General features: G+C 39.3%; 17 protein-coding genes. 5 read left to right on the forward strand and 12 right to left on the reverse strand.

From position 1 onward, the window contains the following. Positions 1-51: 51 nt before the first annotated feature. Positions 52-372, reverse strand: a complete 321-nt coding sequence (locus PLEUR7319_RS0113450) for a hypothetical protein (RefSeq protein ID WP_144054300.1) — start codon at positions 370-372, stop codon at positions 52-54. Positions 373-621: 249 nt separating this feature from the next. Here PLEUR7319_RS0113450 and ureC point away from each other — a divergent pair, with 249 nt between their 5' ends. Then, the gene (ureC, locus tag PLEUR7319_RS0113455; RefSeq protein WP_019505756.1) at positions 622-2,334 is read left to right on the forward strand and encodes an urease subunit alpha; all 1,713 of its coding nucleotides are present in this window, start codon (positions 622-624) and stop codon (positions 2,332-2,334) included. 151 nt (positions 2,335-2,485) lie between these two features. Here the strand turns inward: ureC and PLEUR7319_RS0113460 are convergent, their stop codons facing one another. The 3 genes from PLEUR7319_RS0113460 to PLEUR7319_RS0113470 all read right to left on the reverse strand — a co-directional run bounded on the left by PLEUR7319_RS0113460 (position 2,486) and on the right by PLEUR7319_RS0113470 (position 6,845). Continuing rightward, on the reverse strand, positions 2,486-3,013 hold the full coding sequence (locus tag PLEUR7319_RS0113460) for a late competence development ComFB family protein (RefSeq protein ID WP_019505757.1): 528 nt from the start codon (positions 3,011-3,013) through the stop codon (positions 2,486-2,488). Positions 3,014-3,250: 237 nt separating this feature from the next. Continuing rightward, on the reverse strand, positions 3,251-5,866 hold the full coding sequence (gene cphA, locus PLEUR7319_RS0113465; RefSeq protein WP_019505758.1) for a cyanophycin synthetase: 2,616 nt from the start codon (positions 5,864-5,866) through the stop codon (positions 3,251-3,253). A 124-nt stretch (positions 5,867-5,990) separates the two neighbouring features. Continuing rightward, positions 5,991-6,845 (reverse strand): cyanophycinase, encoded by an 855-nt coding sequence (locus tag PLEUR7319_RS0113470; protein ID WP_019505759.1) that lies wholly within the window; start codon positions 6,843-6,845, stop codon positions 5,991-5,993. A gap of 148 nt (positions 6,846-6,993) precedes the next feature. On the opposite strand from PLEUR7319_RS0113470, the gene trmD reads away from it, so the two are divergent. After that, positions 6,994-7,692: a tRNA (guanosine(37)-N1)-methyltransferase TrmD gene (gene trmD, locus PLEUR7319_RS0113475; RefSeq protein WP_019505760.1), complete on the forward strand. Its 699-nt coding sequence runs from the start codon at positions 6,994-6,996 to the stop codon at positions 7,690-7,692. A 54-nt stretch (positions 7,693-7,746) separates the two neighbouring features. Here trmD and PLEUR7319_RS35255 read toward each other — a convergent pair whose 3' ends face one another. Continuing rightward, on the reverse strand, positions 7,747-8,469 hold the full coding sequence (locus PLEUR7319_RS35255; RefSeq protein WP_083892476.1) for an AAA-like domain-containing protein: 723 nt from the start codon (positions 8,467-8,469) through the stop codon (positions 7,747-7,749). A gap of 5 nt (positions 8,470-8,474) precedes the next feature. Between PLEUR7319_RS35255 and PLEUR7319_RS0113485 the strand changes: the two genes are divergently transcribed. From PLEUR7319_RS0113485 to PLEUR7319_RS0113495, 3 genes are all read left to right on the forward strand, one after another. Continuing rightward, complete coding sequence (locus PLEUR7319_RS0113485; protein ID WP_019505762.1) at positions 8,475-9,551, forward strand: C39 family peptidase; 1,077 nt, start codon at positions 8,475-8,477, stop codon at positions 9,549-9,551. Between the two features lie 33 nt (positions 9,552-9,584). After that, positions 9,585-10,046 (forward strand): hypothetical protein, encoded by a 462-nt coding sequence (locus PLEUR7319_RS0113490; protein WP_019505763.1) that lies wholly within the window; start codon positions 9,585-9,587, stop codon positions 10,044-10,046. Positions 10,047-10,366: 320 nt separating this feature from the next. Beyond that, on the forward strand, positions 10,367-11,539 hold the full coding sequence (locus tag PLEUR7319_RS0113495; RefSeq protein ID WP_019505764.1) for an IS4 family transposase: 1,173 nt from the start codon (positions 10,367-10,369) through the stop codon (positions 11,537-11,539). Positions 11,540-11,951: 412 nt separating this feature from the next. On the opposite strand, the gene lhgO is transcribed toward PLEUR7319_RS0113495, so the two are convergent. The 7 genes from lhgO to PLEUR7319_RS0113535 all read right to left on the reverse strand — a co-directional run bounded on the left by lhgO (position 11,952) and on the right by PLEUR7319_RS0113535 (position 20,381). Beyond that, a complete protein-coding gene (gene lhgO / locus PLEUR7319_RS0113500) occupies positions 11,952-13,148 on the reverse strand; it encodes an L-2-hydroxyglutarate oxidase (protein WP_019505765.1) in 1,197 nt (398 codons plus the stop codon). A 551-nt stretch (positions 13,149-13,699) separates the two neighbouring features. Continuing rightward, entirely contained in the window at positions 13,700-14,893 is a 1,194-nt protein-coding gene (locus tag PLEUR7319_RS0113510) for an NAD-dependent epimerase/dehydratase family protein (protein WP_019505767.1), read from the reverse strand. A gap of 88 nt (positions 14,894-14,981) precedes the next feature. Then, complete coding sequence (locus PLEUR7319_RS0113515; RefSeq protein WP_019505768.1) at positions 14,982-16,106, reverse strand: glycosyltransferase family 2 protein; 1,125 nt, start codon at positions 16,104-16,106, stop codon at positions 14,982-14,984. 92 nt (positions 16,107-16,198) lie between these two features. After that, positions 16,199-16,963: a class I SAM-dependent methyltransferase gene (locus PLEUR7319_RS0113520; RefSeq protein ID WP_019505769.1), complete on the reverse strand. Its 765-nt coding sequence runs from the start codon at positions 16,961-16,963 to the stop codon at positions 16,199-16,201. Between the two features lie 82 nt (positions 16,964-17,045). Next, a complete protein-coding gene (locus tag PLEUR7319_RS35260) occupies positions 17,046-17,960 on the reverse strand; it encodes a glycosyltransferase family 2 protein (protein ID WP_019505770.1) in 915 nt (304 codons plus the stop codon). A gap of 1 nt (position 17,961) precedes the next feature. Beyond that, positions 17,962-19,215: a glycosyltransferase family 4 protein gene (locus PLEUR7319_RS0113530; RefSeq protein WP_019505771.1), complete on the reverse strand. Its 1,254-nt coding sequence runs from the start codon at positions 19,213-19,215 to the stop codon at positions 17,962-17,964. Between the two features lie 227 nt (positions 19,216-19,442). After that, the gene (locus PLEUR7319_RS0113535) at positions 19,443-20,381 is read right to left on the reverse strand and encodes an RluA family pseudouridine synthase (protein ID WP_019505772.1); all 939 of its coding nucleotides are present in this window, start codon (positions 20,379-20,381) and stop codon (positions 19,443-19,445) included. Between the last annotated feature and the right edge of the window lie 16 nt (positions 20,382-20,397).

Raw genomic sequence — 20,397 nt, forward strand, 5'->3', positions numbered from 1 at the left:
TACGAATGGTCTATTATTTTTATGCAGTTATACCAAAATTTTTTGGGTAAATCATTGACTTGCGTTGATATCTATAGGTAATTCAGCTAAAAAACCGAAGAGTTTTAAGCTCAATGCGACACTACAACTGATAACAATTGTTCCCAACACCATATCTAAGTAACTTGGTTCTTCGTACCAAGCTCTTTGCTTTGGAACCATAAATTGAGCTAATAATGCACAACAGATGATAATAGATAAACCATACCAAAAGCTTATTTGTAATAACCACCAAGTCGATGGTACGAGTGCGATTAACAAAATATAAGGAGCTAGATCATGGGTTTGACGTTTTTTCATTGGGAGAACTATTAACTTAACTTCTATGTTCATAGTTCCCGAAACTCCATCTAATTCAATCTACTGACAGAAGAGAGTAACCGTTGGTTCAGTTTGGGTTGGAGCAGAAAAAATCAATTTGCAGATCCTTAATATATTCTGTTTTGTCTTAAAAATTGGCTTCAGTGCAATTAATCTAGATAGTGGTTAGGATTTTTAGGCATCAAAGTCAATTATTCCCTTGCTTCCAGCAAAATTACACCAGATTTAGCGGTTAAAGAATCAGCATCAAAGATAAAAACTATGAGCTATCAAATGGATCGGCGAGCATATGCAGATACTTATGGTCCTACAGTAGGCGATCGCGTTAGGTTAGCGGATACGGAATTATTGATCGAAGTTGAACAAGATTACACTACCTATGGTGACGAGGTTAAGTTTGGAGGAGGAAAGGTAATCCGTGATGGAATGGGACAGTCTCCTATTTCGCGTGCCGATGGGGCGGTAGACATGGTAATTACTAACGCTTTAATTCTCGACTGGTGGGGAATTGTTAAAGCAGATATTGGGATTAAAGATGGCAAGATTCATAAAATTGGCAAAGCAGGAAATCCCTACATTCAAGATAATGTCGATATTATAATTGGTGCTGCAACTGAAGCTGTAGCAGGAGAAGGACATATTGTGACGGCAGGAGGCATCGATAGCCACATTCACTTTATTTGTCCCCAACAAATCGAAACAGCGATCGCGTCTGGGATTACCACCATGATTGGTGGTGGAACAGGTCCGGCGACAGGGACTAACGCTACTACCTGTACTCCTGGGGCATGGAATATTTGGCGTATGCTTCAGGCTGCGGATGCCTTTCCCATGAATTTAGGCTTTTTAGGTAAGGGCAATAGTGCCCAGCCAGGAGGACTAATCGAACAGATCCAAGCTGGAGCGATGGGGCTAAAACTTCATGAGGATTGGGGAACAACGCCTAAAGCGATCGACACTTGCTTAGAAGTTGCCGAGCAATATGATGTTCAAGTAGCGATTCATACTGATACTCTCAATGAAGCAGGTTTTGTCGAAAATACGATCGCCGCGTTTAAAAATCGAGTGATCCACACCTACCATACTGAAGGAGCTGGCGGTGGACACGCCCCCGATATTATCAAAGTCTGCGCCCAAAGTAATGTTTTACCTTCTTCGACCAATCCTACTCGACCTTTTACCGTTAATACTTTAGAAGAACACCTGGATATGTTGATGGTGTGTCATCATCTGGATAAGAGTATTCCTGAAGATGTCGCTTTTGCTGAATCTCGTATTCGCCAAGAAACTATCGCTGCGGAAGATATCTTACATGACTTAGGGGCATTTAGCATGATTGCTTCTGATTCTCAGGCAATGGGTCGGGTAGGTGAAACGATTATTCGTACTTGGCAAACTGCCCACAAAATGAAAGTACAACGAGGGGTCTTGTCTGCTTCTACAGAGGAACCAGCTGATAATTTTCGTGCTAAACGCTATATTGCTAAATACACGATTAATCCTGCCATTACTCACGGGATCGCCGATCATGTTGGTTCAATTGAAATAGGTAAGCTAGCGGATATTTGTCTGTGGAAGCCGGCTATGTTTGGGGTCAAACCAGAAATTGTGATTAAAGGTGGCGCGATCGCTTATGCTCAAATGGGTGATCCTAACGCGAGTATTCCCACTCCTCAACCTGTATATATGCGTCCCATGTTTGGCAGTTTTGGTGGAGCAACGGCGGCTACTTCTCTTTCTTTTGTTTCTCAAGCTGCACTAGATGCAGATATTCCAGAGCAAATTGGACTGCAAACTGCCACGATGGCTGTTAGTAATACCCGCAATTTGAGTAAAACAGATATGAAATTAAATGATGCCTTGTTGAATATTGAAGTTAATCCCGAAACTTATGAAGTAAGGGCAGATGGCGAATTACTAACTTGTGAACCAGCACACATCTTACCAATGGCACAACGTTATTTTTTATTCTAATTAAAGATAAAGACTGTTAATTTATCAAGTAAATTATAAAATAATACTAGTAAGCCAAAATTTAGAATATTTGTAAAGTATTTGTAAAATATTTGGATAGCTAACTAATACTCCTTATTTTTAAATTTTTAAGTTATTTATTAGCATAAGACTATTTTTTATAAATAGAATCTTCCCACATATTACTAGTTTTAGAACGAACGTTCCTGGCGTTGATTTCTGCTTCATCCTGCTCTTGAAGTTCGGCTAGGATAGGCTTAACTAGCTTAACAATATTTCTCCAGGATAAATCTTTTTCTGGTAAATATGCAGCTAATTCCTTTAAAGCTTCTTCGGCATCCTGAATATCTTGATTTAGATCTCGTTCTTTATCTGCTACTAAAGGAGTAGAGCTGCGTAATAGATCTTTTTGAATTGCCGCAAATCCTTTACGAACTTGTTGAGTAATATGAACGCTATACTCTGAGCGTCCTTTTAACTTTTGTTTATTAAAACCTTGCTGAGAAGAAGCATACAAAGCTGGTAATCTATTGAGAGCATAAGTAGCTACTTCAATGGGGTTAATAAATTTTTTGATATTACTGGGAAGACGACCAATTTGTCTATCGATTTCTTCAGCAACCAATACTTCCATGACATTGCGATTAATATTATCATTTTCTAGTCGGTTAATTTTCATCGCGGTAATTTTCACTAATATCACTAATAATTAATAGATAAGCAAATAAGAATTTAAATCTCAAATCTTACTCTCTCTATATATACATAAATAATCTGGATTGCCTAGGAATGAGTACCGTGAAATAGCCTAAATTTACGTAATTTTAATTTTATCTCGCCCTAAAACTACATCTCTTTACATAGAAATTAAATTTAGTCCTGGAAATAATACTGATCAAAACAGTTAATAATTAAGCTATTTAATTCGCTGCTTAATTAAACTGATAGCCTGATTGACTTTGTCAGGAAATACAACCACTAAATTATTTGTTTGTGCCTGATCTAAAGCAGCATTAGTCGCCTCTGTTTCTTGGAGAATAACTTCGTAGACAGAGTTGGGATTAACTTGACCAATTCCCTTGGCAATTAAGTCTGCAACTTCTCCTGGTTCTCTACCACGAGGATCTTCATCCTCCTTGATAATGATGCGGTCAAATATTTGAGCCGAGATATTACCTAATTGGATTAAATCTTCATCACGGCGATCGCCAGGACCGCCGACAACACCAATTCGTTTGCCCTGCCAATTACGGACAAAATCTCCTACTGCCTTATATCCGTGTGGGTTATGAGCATAGTCTACCAAAGCATGATAATCACCTAAATCAAACAGATTCATCCTGCCTGGAATTTGTTCTGCCGAATTTTGAAAGGTGCGAACTCCTTTGCGAATTAGTTCAATATCTACTCCTTGGGCAAAAGCAGCTAAGCTACTAGCCAAAGCATTTGCAATCATAAAGGGAGCCATTCCTCCCATGGTCATGGGAATCTTAACGGCTTTTTCAATTCTGAGGGTCCATTTTCCTTCCAAAATCGCCAGATAGCCATCTTCATATATTGCCGCCAAACCATTACGGCGACAGTGTTCGATGATAATTGGATTATCAGGATTCATCGAGAAATAGGCAACTTTGCAATTTACCTGTTCTGCCATCGCTGCTACCAAAGGATCGTCAGCATTGAGAATGGCATAACCTTCGGAATGAACTGTTTCGGCAACTACGCTTTTAACTTTGGCCATCTGTTCAATAGTATCAATACCACCTAAACCGAGGTGATCGGCAGCAACGTTTAACACCACCCCAATATCGCAACGGTCAAATGCCAAACCCGAACGCAAAATGCCACCTCGGGCGGTTTCTAGTACAGCTACTTCTACAGTCGGATCTTTAAGAATAGCTCCGGCACTATAGGGTCCGGTATTGTCTCCCTTTTCGACTAAATATTCTTGAATGTAGATCCCGTCGGTAGCAGTAAAACCGACTATCTTTCCTGTTTGGCGGTAAATATGGGCAGTAAGGCGGGTAGTCGTAGTTTTCCCATTTGTCCCTGTAATTGCCACGATGGGAATGCGACTAGGAGTGTTATTGGGAAATAACATTTCTAATACCGATGCACCTACATTGCGAGGTAATCCCTGGCTAGGTGAGGCGTGCATTCTAAAACCAGGAGCCGCGTTGACTTCAACCACAACTCCTCCTGTTTTTCTCAGAGGTTGACTAATATCCGAAGTGACAATATCAATACCTGCAATATCGAGACCAATTATTTTAGCTACCCTTTGGGCTAACCAAACGTTTTCGGGATGAATTTCGTCTGTACGATCAATGGCTACTCCTCCCGTACTTAAATTGGCTGTAGCTCTTAAATAAGCTATTTCTTGCGGAGGTAATACGGAATCCAAATTGTAACCTTGTTTGGCTAATACTGCTTTTGAGGTTTGATCGATACTAATTTTGGTTAAAACGTTATCGTGTCCATCACCGCGTTTAGGGTCTTGATTAGTTAGGGCAATTAGTTCCTCAATAGTAGATTCCCCATTTCCAGTAACATGAGCTGGAACTCTCTCTGCTACAGCTACCACCTGACCATTGATCACGAGAACTCGATGATCGTTACCCCGATAAAATCGCTCAACAATGACAGAACGTGTCTTAGAAGCTTTACTAGCTAGATCATAAGCTGCTTCTGCTTCTGGCCAATCATTAATATCAATCGTAATACCTCGACCATGATTGCCGTCTAAAGGTTTGAGCACGATGGGATAGCCGCCAACATCTACGATCGCCTGCTCCAGCTCATCTAAATACTGGATGACGGTGCCTTGAGGAACAGGCACTCCTGCATTACCTAGTATGGTTTTAGTTCCCTCTTTATCACAGGCTAGCTCCACTGCCAGGATACTAGTTTTATTACTTAAGGTAGCTTGAATTCGCTTTTGGCTAGCTCCATAACCTAGCTGCAACATTGCTCTCGCACTAAGCCACATCCAGGGAATTTTGCGGGCTTCAGCTTCCTTGATAATCGTCTCAGTAGAAGGTCCTAAAGAGGTATTTGCGTATAATTCTTTAAGGTCCGATAAATCTTGTTCTAACTCACTGGGGGGATAAGTACCGGTTTCGACTATTGATTTACAGAGTCTAACCGCAGCCCTGCCTGCATAGCGACCAGCTTGTTCTTCGACATATTCAAAGACAACATTAAATATTCCTGTGTCTGAGGTTTCTCTAGTACGACCAAACCCGACAGGCATTCCCGCTAGTTCCTGTAACTCTAGGGCAACGTGTTCCACAATATGCCCCATTAAGGTGCCTTCTTTTAGTCTTTCAAAAAAACCACCACGATAACCCCGTGAACAGTAATGTTCTACCAGGCTAGGTAAGACTTGTGTTAAACCATCGTAGAATCCAGGAATCTCATTGGATGGCTTTTCGGTTAACTCCTCTAGATCCAGCAGCATTAAAATCAGCTTATTTCGCCGAATACTCCAATAATTAGGACCACGTAAGGTTTGAGTTTTCAGAATTCTCATATTATGGTTACGGTTTGCTGTTCTGAGATTATTGACAGCATTAGAAACAAGTTAGGTAATCATCTCGTTATTTTGGGCTGCCAAACTGTTCTCACTGAACAGTTTTAGAACTATTTTCTTGTATCTAGCTTATCGAGCGGTTTAGAGGAAGGTGTTTATGTAGGTCATAGCGATCGCCATGACTTAAGATATGCAGTTTGAGATTATGCATACTTAAAGGCTCATTACCATGAACTTCCCTGTGATTGGTATAGGACATCTCTCTAGGATCGACAATAGTTACCGTGCCTTTGCCAATTACCTGAATCATGCCATCGCTTTCAAACATGGCACAGGTATCTTCATCAATGCCAATTCCTATCAATTGAGGATATCCAGCAATAGCACTCAATAAACGTGCCAGGCGATTACGATTATAAAAATGTTGGTCAACTAATACTTCAGGAATAATTCCTAAACCAACTGCCATATCTACCAGAGAGCGGTTAGGGGACTCGGCGCTACTGCCACCCGAAATCATGTGACGTCCCATTACAGCGGCTCCAGCACTAGTCCCGGCTAAACTGATTTCTCTCTTCTGCGCCCTCTCAACTATCCGATTCATTAGGGTCGTATCGGCAAGTAAGCCACAAAGACGAAGTTGATCGCCACCAGTCAGAAAAATTCCCGTGCAATCTTCGACAAAATTACGATAAACTGAGTCTTCTGCTCGAGAGCGATCGCGTACATCGAGAACTTTAATCTCTTTTGCTCCCATATCATTAAAGAGCCGATAGTAACGCTCCCCAATCAGACTAGGTTCGCGAGAAGCACAGGGAACAATCCCAATGATGGCATCTATCCCCCCTGAAAGATTAAAGAACGTTTGTAGTATCTCTTTGCCGTGAACTTTATCTTCCGCACCACCAATGACCAAAATAGCGTTTTTGGTGGATTGTGATGAGTATGTGGTTTGATTTTTAATTTCGGTATTAATCATAATTGAGTTGGCGGACAGGAGACAAACCTCTGACATACTATAGATAGTAACTACGCAAACTACCTTACTACTGTGTCAAAGACTACTTAACTCCTGGAGTCTATCAAGCTTATACTGAACTTCTAAAGTTTTTTTTAAGTTTATTACTGTGCGTTTCGATATTATCACTCTTTTTCCCGACTTTTTTGCTTCACCTCTCAATTGCAGCTTACTAGGTAAAGCGATCGCCAAAGAAATTGCCACAGTAAATTTAGTCAACCCTCGTGACTTTACTCAAGATAAACATCATAAGGTAGATGACATTACCTATGGCGGTGGTGTAGGAATGTTGCTTAAGCCGGAACCAATATTTGCCGCAGTCGAGTCCTTGCCGATCTTACCCCAACGAGAAGTTATTCTGATGACTCCCCAAGGAGAACCGTTAAATCAACCTTTGCTTAAGGATTTAGCGACTAATTATCAGCAACTAATTTTAATCTGTGGACACTACGAAGGAGTAGATGAAAGAATCAGACAACATTTAGTTACAAAAGAGATCTCTCTGGGCGATTTTGTTTTAACCTGTGGGGAGATACCAGCTCTAACCTTAATTAATGGAGTAACCAGACTCTTACCAGGAACAGTGGGCAAAGTAGAATCTCTAAAAGCAGAAAGTTTTGAAACCGAATTGCTAGACTATCCCCAATATACTAGACCAGCAGAATATCGAGGCTGGGAAGTTCCTGAAGTATTGCGCTCAGGTAATCATAAACTGATAGATCAATGGCGCAGAGAAGAACAAATTAAACGTACTCGCGATCGCCGTCCCGATTTATGGGATAAATGGCAGTTAAAAATTAATAATTGAGCAATTTTGCGGTCTTATCTCATTTTCAATTCCTGCACCTATTACTAGCAAACTCTAACAGCTGATTTGATCCAGGCGATCGCAGAAAAACGGACGAAATAACTCGCAGGCGAGACTTGCCTGAAGACCATGCAAATGAACCAAACCCATCTGTTGCAACTGGTAGCCTGGCTCTGTCTTACACTCTACAGGGCTTGAATGCCATAGGATCTGCGTAAATACTGTTAATAACTCAGGATAGCGTTGTAGGTCCCACCATTGTTGTTGTAGATGTTCTGCATAAAGAGCAGTTGCGATCGCCGAATTGGCTAACAGTTCTTCTAAGGTTATTGTTTGCTGCTGTAGGTGATAAAATGCCAACTGCAAGCGATAGGGATGTCCCCCTAAAAGGGCAAGCAGTTGCTCGATTTCTTGTTCGTTTAACTCCTCTCTATACCGAGATGCTAGATCTTGTACTTGAGCTGAGGTAAACTCTGGTAAATTAATAACCAGTGCATTATTGAAGACAGAGGGATTGATGGAAGGAGGTACCAGGATTTCTGTAGAACAAACCATCACCAGTCGCAGCTTATGCCAAGTATTATCACCTGTAGACCTTAATTTGGCTCTTTCAGACCAGGTTCGTAGCAGTTCGAGAAATTGACTAGCAATGTCTGGATAGGCAAAAAGTTGGTTGATTTCATCAATTGCTATGACCAGAGGGCGATCGCAGTTGGTTAAAGTCCCTACAGAAAAACACGAGCCTGTATCAATACAACAATAGGGAAGGAGGTTTATTAACTATGAGTATTGAAGAAAAACAAATCGATCCAATTGCATTTTCTCATCAAGAAGAGTTTAACTACTGTGGTCCAGCTTGTAGTCAAATGTTTCTTTCTCACTTTGAAATCACAAATACTCAACAAGACACAGCATATGAAGAAATACAGAAACTAAATACAGAAAATGATCCCGTGGCATTCTACTCTAGCCCCGAGGGGTTAGGTAGTTATCTAAATAAACTCACACCAGATAAGATAGATGCTTTTGCTTCAGATACATTGCAAGGAAACCTAGATCGAATTTATCATACAATTTCTTTTGAGAAAATACCTTGTGTCAGTCTCGTCAATAGTGGCGCTCACTGGACTGTAATTGATGGAATTCGATTTAATGAAGTAGCAGATGGAAAAATAGAAATTACAGCAGTCCATTATTTAGATCCTTCTGATAACTCTCCTAGTGAAGGATATAAATTTATGGCTGCGCTTCAACAACAGTTTTTCTTGGCAAATACATATGGAAACAAATGGAAAAACAAATTAGTTATTTTATCTAAGAAAACAGACGAAAAATTTAAACCAATCCAAACCGAAGCTAAAACATTAACTATTCCAGGCGGGGGGACAGGAAATCCCATAGATATAGCTTTAGCTAACTTAAATATTTATGGTTTTAATGATATACGAAAAATTCCTGACATAGGCGGTGGTGCGCCCGTCACCGAGCCTATATTTATTACAGGCTTAGATAGGGCTTCAAACTTTACTATTGTGCCTCTTGATGCCACCTCAACACAAGAATTTCAAGATTTTATTTATGTTGCCATTGAAGAGGGAACAAATACTCTACTCGAAGCAGCAAATTTCACCAAAGTATTACAAATTGATAATGACCAAGAAATGGAATCAAAATTACGAGAAAAGTTCCCAGGAGAGTCATTTGAAATAATACCTGGATATTTTTGGAAACAATGTTTTGAATTAAGAAGTCGTTTAAGTGTCGCACGTCGATTTAGGCTGGGAGACAAAGAGATGTTTTTGCTTCCCAATGGGAATGTTAGCGATCTCTTGACTGAATCCCTTGTTGGAGGAGGATAGTTATCTTTAGATAACTTACTGAGCTTTGAAAAAATGAATATAGTAGACATTGCCATAGACAGCTTAAAAAATCAAGGCTTTGAAAACATTAAAGCTATCGATCCAAATACAAGTGATATTCCTGTCTCAAAGCCCATACCTGTTAAAGATTTAGATGGGAATTCAAACTTTACGATTGTTCCTATCGATGCTAGAGCAACAAAAGAATTCCACGATTTCATCTATGTTGCAATTAAAGAAGATACAAACGAATTACTCGAAGTGGCAAGTATATCAAAAGCGCCTAAAATATATAATGACCAAGAAGTGCAGTTGGAATTAAAACAAAAGTTTTCAGGAGCTTCGTTTGAAATCAGACTAGGCTATTTTTGGAAATCAGAATTAAGAAGTTTTTTAAGTACTGCACGCCGCTTCAAAACTGGTAACAAAGAGATGTTTATTCTTCCAAATGGAAGCATAACTGATGATTTGAATGAATCTACTATGGGAGCATAAAAGTGTCAGTGAGATCGCCCCTCTTATAGTGCGATTGCGGATCTTGTAGGGCGCGTTAATGAAGTCAAACGCACCAGCCTATCATTAAATTCGGTGGGTTACTGCAAAATTCTACTCATCCCAAATCCCCTGTGGCATTTCTGGACTTCAATCCCTGCCCCAATTTGGCGGATAAATACCCTGAGTGCGATCGCTCATTTTATAGGTGGATTGCTGTCGGGGCGACACAATTGAACTAAAAAGCTTATGAGGTCTAGGATTGAGCTATGTGTGTTCTCAAGAAATCTGCAATAATAGCCAATTATTAGCCATGGGTTTAAATGTTTCCTGAACTGTATCAAACGCATCTAACAACTCAACTGAATAAAGCTCAATATTTAATGCTTTCAATTCTGGTACAACTGCTACAAAGTTATCGATGGGTAAGATTAGAAGAGTTAGCCAACAAGTTCCCTCAACCCATACTTTTTGAAAGTCGTCGAAAAAAACTGCAGAGATTTTTAGATTTACCAAGTTTAACGATTGAAACAATTTGGTTACCGCTCTTCAAAGATTGGTTAAACCAGCGTTTTACTAGGGATGAAGTGCTATATATTGCCATAGACAGAACGAGATGGGGATTGATTAATTTACTGATGGTGAGTCTGATTATTAATCATAGAGCAATTCCCATTTACTTTGAGCTATTAGACCATGTGGGGAATAGTGATTTAGAGACTCAAACCACAATTCTGAGTCGAGTTATACCAGTATTAAAAGGGTATAAAAAAGTCATCTTGGGAGACCGAGAATTTTGTTCAGTTGATTTAGCCAAATGGTTGCAGCAACAGCAGCAAACCTATTTCTGCTTACGGCTCAAACGCAACGCTTATTTGGAGATAGAACCAGAAATTTGGGTGCAGTTACAAGCGGTGGGATTAAGACCAGGAGTATCCCTCTATTTTCAAGGAGTTAAAGTGACGAAAACTAAGGGTTTTGCCGGAGCTAATATCGTTTGTAAGTGGAAAAGAAAATATAGAGGTTGGACAGCTGATGAAGCCTGGTTTATTTTGAGCAACCTAAATAGTTTGGATGAAGCTCTTAACGCTTATCAAAAACGATTTGGCATTGAAGAGATGTTTAGAGACTTTAAAAGTGGTGGCTATAATCTCGAAGGAACCAAGGTATCAGATAAAAGATTAATGACTTTAATTCTGTTAATTACTCTGGCTTATTCTCAAGCTACTTTCTGTGGAGAAATCATCAAGAATAAAGGAATAGCTAAATATGTAGGTCGAGTCAAAGAAAAAGGCAGAAATTATCCCAGACACAGCAATTTTTATCTGGGTTTACACGCGATTGCGCTCCGCGCACTGGCTTTGCCAATCGCTTGGTTAGAGTCGATTCAATTCTTTGCTGTTGAAATTCGGGAATTAATGAAGTTAAGTCCCCAGAAATGCGCTAATTATCAGCGAGGTCTTAGGGCTGCAAGCTTGATTGCATCTAGTCTTTAGCATTTTCTGTCACCCCGACAGGGTGGATTGTTAGGAGAAAACTCGATTACCGTGACTATAGAAGCCCAACCAAGTTAGTGCGATCGCGCTAACCTTTTTCCTTTCGCCTGATCAACCTCTAGTTTATGATTAACGTGAGTTCGACAGATTTTACTGAGGATCTAATTCTACTAGGACTTACGCAGTGAAACGAAAAATCAAGGTTTTTGGTTATCGGTAACAGGGAACAGAAGGTTACTAGTACTTAGTGCGTAAGTCCTGTCTTCATTAATAGAAACTAAAGAATAAGCTGTTCCCGATTCCCGATTGCCTCTTCCCTCTTCCAAAACTAGTCAATTTTGGACTCATCGAACTCACGTTGATTAGTTACAAAGAGCGATCGCATTTTTGACAAAATTATTCTGAGTGCCGGTTAAACTTTCACAGTATCAGGAATCTGAGAGACGATTTGTTTGCCAATTTCAATGGAAGAGGTAGCAGCAGGAGACGGAGCATTACAGACGTGCATGACTCGATCTCGATTGAGGATTAAAAAGTCTTCAACCATTGAGCCATCAATTTTTAAAGCTTGCGCTCTCACCCCTGCTGGAGTTGGTACGATATCTTCCCCTTGCACTTCCGGAATTAATCTTTGCAAACTACGAACAAAGATGAACTTACTATAGGAACGAATCATCTCCTGTAAACCTTCTTTGGGATACTTAGTGGCTAATTTCCAAAAGCCAGGATAAGTCATGGTATCCATAAAGTCTTGGAGATTGAAGTCAAATTTATTATAAGCTTCTCGCTTGAATCCTAACACTGCATTAGGTCCTGCCTGGACACTACCATTGATCAGAGGGTGGAAATGCACTCCTAAAAAGGGAAAATTAGGATTGGGAACAGGGTAAATTGCTCCATTCACTAAATAGCGTTTTTCAGGGGTTAATTCGTAATATTCGCCTCTGAAAGGAATTATCTTAGCTGGAGGTTTGTCTTTAGCTAATTCCGTGATGCGATCGCTGTAGAGTCCGGCACAGTTAATGAGAAATTTGGTTTGATATTCGCCGTTATTGGTTTCTAAAATATGACCTTCTGAGGTAGTCTTAATGCCCTGAACACAGGTATTAGTGAACAATTCTACACCTTGTTCTTTAGCGATCGCGGCATACTTTTGACAAACTTGCTTATAATCGACAATTCCCGTAGCTTTAACCCGAATGCCTGCCAAACAATTAACATGAGGTTCAATTTCCTGAACCTGCTCTTTAGTTAGTTTACTAATGTCAATTTCATTAGCGAGACCTCTTTGGTAGAGATTTTCTAATAAGGGCAATTCATGAGGCTCAGTCGCTATGATTACTTTGCCGCAGATATCATAGTTAATATTGTGTTGTTCACAAAAAGCTACCATGGAACGATTACCCTCACGACAAAGCTTGGCTTTGAAGCTGCCTGGTTTGTAATAAATACCAGAATGGATTATGCCGCTATTATGTCCTGTTTGATGTGCTGCCCAAGATGCTTCTTTTTCCAATATGGCAATTTTGGCTGAGGGAAACTTTTGGCTCAAAGCCATTGCTGTAGATAAGCCAACAATACCACCACCAATAATTGTAAAGTTGTACATAATAAGCCTGATGTGAATTAGCTTTAACTATATTAATCTTTTGCTCTAAATATTGTGGGTGAAGGGAAAATTTACTCGGTGCAACCTTCATCCTTCACCAATTTTGTTTTTTTATCCTTTTGTGAGCGAGAAGACCCCTGTCTTATAGACATGGGGATGAAAGCGAACTTGGCAACAAAGGGTTGAGAGTTGACATTTTCGACACAAAATCTTTATATACCAAGATTTTGAACTGATGTACTATAGTTTTGTAGATGAAAACCAAGTCTATAATCAGTACTTTGAAAAGAGAATATATAGGGTTCCACTCACAAGAGCTTGAGTGGGTAAAATATTCTAGCCACGAAGTTAAGAAGATTTGCTTCACTGTACTGGAGGACAACCAGGAACAGACTGCCTGTAATGGTAGTGAAAGCTTGTGGATCGACCTCTTTCGGGGATGTGTCTTCACCATTGGTGTTCTCATCTAGATACGTCGGGATGAATCAAGAATCCCCCGCATTCTATGCGTGGGGAGTGTCAATTTGATTACTGACTAATATAAATTAGCCTTAAACTTTAGTTGTTTGCTTTTGTTTGTTTTTTTGAATCCACCAAGAAGTACAAGGAATTTTACTCTTGTCACAACGATGGGCAAATTTTTCAGCTACTTCAGTTACTTCCTTGAGTAGACCTTGACTGAGGGTAGTAGGTTGCAATCCTAAATCGAGAAATCGCTGGTTTTTGACAAACAGCTCGTTTTCGGATGCTTCATTCCGGGGGTTTTCCAAATAAGCAATTTCTACTCCAGTCATTTCCGAAACCATTTTGGCGAGATCTTTAACGCAATGGGTTTCAGTCATTTGGTTAAGAATTCTGACTCGCTCCCCTTTAGAGGGAGGATTGGCGATCGCCAGTTCCACACAGCGTACCGTATCTTTGATGTGAATAAAGGCTCTAGTCTGTCCTCCAGTACCATGTACCGTTAAAGGATAGCCGATCGCAGCTTGCATTAAAAAACGATTAAGGACAGTGCCATAGTCTCCATCATAGTCAAAACGGTTGACTAGTTTTTCGTGCATGAGAGTTTCGGGAGTATTAGTTCCCCAAACAATGCCCTGGTGTAAGTCGGTGACGCGAATACCGTCGTTTTTATTGTAGTAATAGAAAAATAACTGATCCTGGGTTTTAGTCATGTGGTAAACGCTACCAGGATTTGCTGGATAGAGAATTTCCTGTTGAATGCGATCGCCACTATCGGTAACGACTTCTACGTCCAAGTAGCCTTCAGGAATTTTCATCCCTGCGGTACCGTAACCATAAACACCCATTGTGCCTAAGTGTACCAGGTGAATGTCTAAACCCGACTCCACAATGGCACAGAGTAAATTGTTGGTAGCATTGAGGTTATTATTAACCGTGTATCGCTTATGTTTAGAAGACTTCATCGAATAGGGTGCAGCCCGTTGTTCGGCAAAATGCACAATAGCATCGGGTTTTTCTGCCAAAATCAAGTTCAATAGGCGATCATACTCTTCTGCAATATCAATATTGTAAAATTTAATTTCTTTACCGGTTAAATCTTTCCAAGTGCTTAGCCTTTGTCCAATAGGTGCGATCGGAGTCAGAGAACTAACTTCTAATTCATTATCAATATTGCGTCTAGATAAATTATCGACAATCACTACTTCATAGTCGAGATTCGATAAGTGTAGTGAGGTCGGCCAGCCACAAAAACCGTCTCCACCCAAAATGATAACTTTCATATTGTACTCCCAACAATAAAATTCATAATTAAATGATTCTGATCTAGGTTGAATCGTTAATATGTAACCTAGAATATTTAACCAAACTTTATGCCTCCATTTTCGCTTTTACACGAGAATTGTGCTTTGGAATACTAGATCGCGATTCAAAAAAGCAATTATCTTTGTTCCCGACAATCTCTCTGAGATAAAGTTGATAGCCAAAACCAGTAAAGTGAGCAATCGGCATGGTGGCGATCGCGATCGTGCAACATAACCAGCGACTAACTAAGCTGGGAACAGGCTTTTGCCGATGATACCAAAACTCATCACGGAATACGCTCTTATATTTTAAAGTTATCCGACCAGCTTCTAAAGCGATTATACATAAACCCAAGATGATTATCGGTATTGTATGTAGTGAGCCATTCAACAGGGTAAAATCAGTGATTAAGGCTATAATTACTAAAAGCAACCCAAAAAAAGGAATTTTATTCCGTAGAGGCAGTTTGTCCGCATATCTAGCAGATATAATACAGCTGCCCCGACCATACTTGACATACTGTCGCCATAAACTGAGCCAATTACGACGAGGGAAATACCAGACTTTAATTTTAGAACTAATATAAATAGCGCGATCGCCTTTAATTTTTTGAAGACGGAAGTTTAGCTCAGAGTCTTCTTTACGAGTAACTTCATATCCACCAATAGATTCTAAAGCAGAACGCCAAAAACAGCCTAAAAATACGGTTTCAGCATAACCATTATAGTGAGGATCGCGATATTTGGCGCCCCCGCTACCCAAAAGACTCCTCGATGCCAGAGCCACTCCTGCCTGAAATGTATTAGCTGCTATAAATCGTTGAGCCCCGCCAACATTGATAGCCTGAGATCCTTGTAAAGCTGCTACGCACTGTTCTACATAGTCAGGAGCATAATTACAGTGAGCATCAGCTCTTAAAAAGATATCTCCTTGGCAAGCTTCTAGACCAATATTGAGAGCGGCTGACTGAATACGTCGTGGATTTTCTAATAACCTAACTTTAGAATAATTGTGGGATAAACCTATGACCTTATCTTGGGTACCATCTGTGCTGTGTCCATCTATGATTAATATCTCTAATAGATTAGAATATTCGGATGCCAGAAACTTCTCGACTACTGCTTCAATATTGTCAACTTCGTTATACGTAGGGATAATAATCGAAACAGAAGGATTTTTACTCACACTCATGTTGATATTTGTCTAAGGTAGTTATAGGTGTATCACTAGTTAGTGAAATTATCGTCAAATACGGCAAAAACATTTCAAATTGAGGGTGAATTTCACTTAATTGGTTGTTCCAGCTCAATTAAAACTAACCATGCTTGTTGTCTGATTCCTGGTATTCTCAATAAAATTGAATCAATCAACTCACAACAACGAAGAAGAATTTTAAATCCTGGTTTATCTGCAATGAAGCTAGCTACTAATGAGGTTAGATAAAAGTAGTGAATCTTGCTCTGTTTGAATTTAGATTTAATTGCCTTTAAATCTCTTTCTAACAGGGGATGTTCGTCTTCAGTACGAATAGTCGGTGTCAGACGGCGATAGAGGTTAATCAAAAGATTGTGTCCCAATGGCTCCAGAAATACCGCTTTCCCTTGCGGCTTGAGAGTTTTGACAATAGATTTAGTTGCTAAAGCCAAATCCAAGTGATGTAGTATTCCTGAACCACAAATTAAGTCATGAGAGCTTTCGCCAAACTCTAGGTTTTCCGCGTTCATGACCTTAAATTCTAGATTGTCGCCAAGATTTTCTCTAACTGCTTGCTGATGGGCAATGTCAATGGCAACTGGCGAAATATCAATTCCCGTTACCAACTTTGCCTGATTTTTGGCAATTTTGAAAGCACAACTCCCTTTTCCACAGCCATATTCAATTACCTGAGAATTTTGACTGCTGTCTAGCAAGCTTTTTTGATATGCTTTGGTAATCGAATCTGTAATGCTGTAGAATTTACCTACTTTTTGCCGCCGTTTATAATCTTCAGTATAACGGAGGTCATGAAATTGCTGTTCCCGTTCAATTCTCTCACTACTTTTGGTCATTTACACTGTTACCTCAATATTTATTTTGCCAATCTTAATTTTTGTCCCTGAATTGATAAAAAATTCCATCGCCAAAAAAAAATTAATAAGACAAGTTTTTGCCCTCGTCGATTAAATTACTCAGGTTAGAAGTTTTTTGTTTGATTTTATGTTTAATTGAAACTGCTTTTTGTCCCATAATTGCTACTAATAAATGCTTAGTATAGCCGATAAAAATTAACCGTAAAGCTAGCAAAACATTGTGGACAGTGCTCAGTTTGGCTTTACGAATTTTCATAGCTTCTCTGGCTCTAATCCACAAATTAGTTAATTTTTCTGATACTCCTCCCATACTCATTAAAGCTAAAACATCATCAGCAAAAATAAACTGAACTATTTTACTGTGATAGGCTCTGAAAATAAAATCATAATCTCCACCAATTTTAAACTCGGGGTCAAAGTAACCAATTGTTTCATAAATGTTTTTAGTTACAAATGTTGCAGGATGGTTAATTGGCATTCCTAAATTAATCCGCCGTCTTAAATCCGTTGGACTTCGTTTTTGGATAAATTCAATCTTGGTATTATTATCAAAACGAGTCATAGCTCCGGTAATAATTAAATATTCATTTTGCTGATTATTTTTATATAATTTGGCAACTTTTTTTAGAGCATCTTGATTATATAAATCACCACAATTTAAAATACCGATGATTTTGCCTTTTGCTACTCTAATTCCTTTATTCATGGCATCATAAATACCACGATCGCTTTCGCTAATCCAATATGCCAGGTTTTTTTCGTACTGTTTGATAATCTCTAGGGTTCCATCTGTAGACCCACCATCAATAATAATATATTCCACATTTTCGTAGGATTGATTAATTACTGATTTAATAGTTGACTCTAAAAAATTTTTGCCATTAAAAATCACCGTGATTATGGAAATCAAAGGGTAATATTCTGAATTTTGAGAGCTTATTTTAGGCTGGTAATTGTTACTTACATTTGTTTTCATTTTAATTAGCTAAAATTTCTTGATAAAGTTTAATATATTCCTGTGTTTGTTGCTCAATAGTAAATTTTTGTTTTGTTTTTTCCGTAGCTGAATTTGAGAGGCTTTGCCAACGCTCTGACTTTTCTATGATCCAAGTAATGCCCTGAGCAAGATCTTGGGAATCATATGGTGTTGCCAGGTAGCCATTTTGTTGGTGTTCAATGAGATCGGACATTCCTCCAATATCAAAGGCAACGCTAGGAGTGCCACAAGCCAATGCTTCCATTACTGTATTGGATAGATTTTCTTGGACAGAAGGAGCAATAAAAACATCTACTGCTGAATAAAGTAAAGAAATAGATATATCATCATTTAATTTTCCTAGATAATGAGCTTTAAAGCTAAAATTTGGTAAATAGTTAGGTTGAGAAGCCCCAAAAATAACTAATTCAACCTCCTCTGGTGTGTAATATTGTTCCAGATATTGTAATGCTGGCATCAGCAAGTGAAAACCTTTGCGATAATCTTTCGTGGCACTAACGGCACCAAATAAGATAATCTTCTTATCTGCTGGTAATTTAAACATCCTTCTTGCGAGGTGCTTTGGATGAGGTTGATAAATTTGTGGATCGATTCCATTGCCAATTACCTTAACAACAAGATTTTGAAATAATGAGCTTGCTTGGGCACATTCTGCTAGCCATTTGCTAGGAGTAACGATAGTTAGGTTTAGATCCTTCCAAGCATTAGCTTTGCGTTGCCAGATCCAACGAGATAAATCCCAATCACGATCGCTGTCTAGTTGAGGACAAGAGCCACAGGATTGTTGATAGCGATCGCATTTGCCACTATAGTGACACCCTCCCGTAAATGCCCACATATCATGAAAAGTCCAGACCAAAGGCTGCTTTAGTTTTGCGAAAGCCTCGATGGGCATAAAACCCCCACAGATCCAGTGAATGTTAATAATATCGGGATTAATTTGCTCTATTTTATTGACAGTTTTATTAGGGAGCCATTGAGAAGAATAAATATTAATTCCAGGGTCGCGGTTACGGTGCAGAGTGAAGGGTAACTGATCCAAAGTGGGTTTAATCGCCGCGATTCCTCTTTGAATTTTACTTGTGGGTGCAATGACCGTATGATCATCACCTAGTTTATTCTGTACTAACATCTGGGAGTCAATTCCAGCTGTTAATAAGCCTTGATGCAGTCGGTAGGCAGCCCGCGCGGCACCACCACTTATATCTGTTGTACTTAAAATCAGAACCTTCAAAATACTATGATGAATAAAATAGTCACAGGTTACTCTCCGCAAACGTCCAATATAGTTGCCTCTGGTCTCCCTAAAGGATAAGGACCTAGGAATGTTCGTCAAGATACTACGGGGTCAGCCGTAATCTTTGACCAATGAAATTGTACTGTTAAATAGCAAAAATCAAAGATATTTTGCATGAATTTGCCACCAAATCAGCTCACAATTACTTCGTATTGAGCGAAAACTTAAAAAACTGATTGCCATTGTTGCGGTAATGAACATTTAAAGTTCATGTTCTGCATTGTTTGTGGATGAAGAAAAGATAAACGATAGGCATGAAGATAATAACCACAGTCTCCAGGAACAGTTATTTGGTCTTGATTTTGAATCAGGTTAGCAAAAGTACCTCCTGCCACATATAAAGGATCTCCCAACAAAGGATATCCGACAGCTGCTAAATGAATTCTAATCTGATGGGGGCGACCTGTAAAAATTCTTACTTCCAGTAGGGTACAGTTTCGATATCGCTCAATGACATTACATTCACTACGAGCATATTTACCTTGGGGAGTTGCTCCATAGAGATAACCTAAAACAGGATGGAAAATCTTACCGATTGGCTGCTCAATAACTAGGCGATCGCGGATAGAGTTGCCTGTGACCAAAACACGATAAACTTTTTTAAGCGGTCGGTCTTCTTGTTGATGGATAGTACTATCCCGCATTTGTTGGGCAAGACTAGATTTAGCTAATGGCGATCGCGCCAATAACATTAATCCCGAAGTTCCTCTGCCTAGACGATGGATTGGCACAGGAGTATTTTGAGGATAGTTGGCTTTTAGTTGCCAGAGCAATGTATGCTCTAAAAAACCACCCCCTGGCATTACAGGTAGTCCAGAAGGTTTATTAATTAGCAATAAATCTCGATCTTCATACAAAACATCAAATTCCAGTGGTACCTCAGGCTCAATCCAAGGTGGACGATGATATGCTAACTGGTCTCCAGTTTGAAGAATAATTGTGTCGGTAACAGTTTGATTATTTAGTAATATTTGACCAGATTTAATTCTAGCTTGCCATTCATCCTGACTAGAATGGTTATATTTCTTAGTATAGTATTCTAGTACTGTCTGTCCTGCGTCAGAAATTTTAACTTGTTCTTGATAGATCCAGCCTCGATTCATATTTTGAGGTACTAAA

Origin of the sequence: Pleurocapsa sp. PCC 7319, from assembly GCF_000332195.1 — a bacterium.
Lineage (GTDB): Bacteria > Cyanobacteriota > Cyanobacteriia > Cyanobacteriales > Xenococcaceae > Waterburya.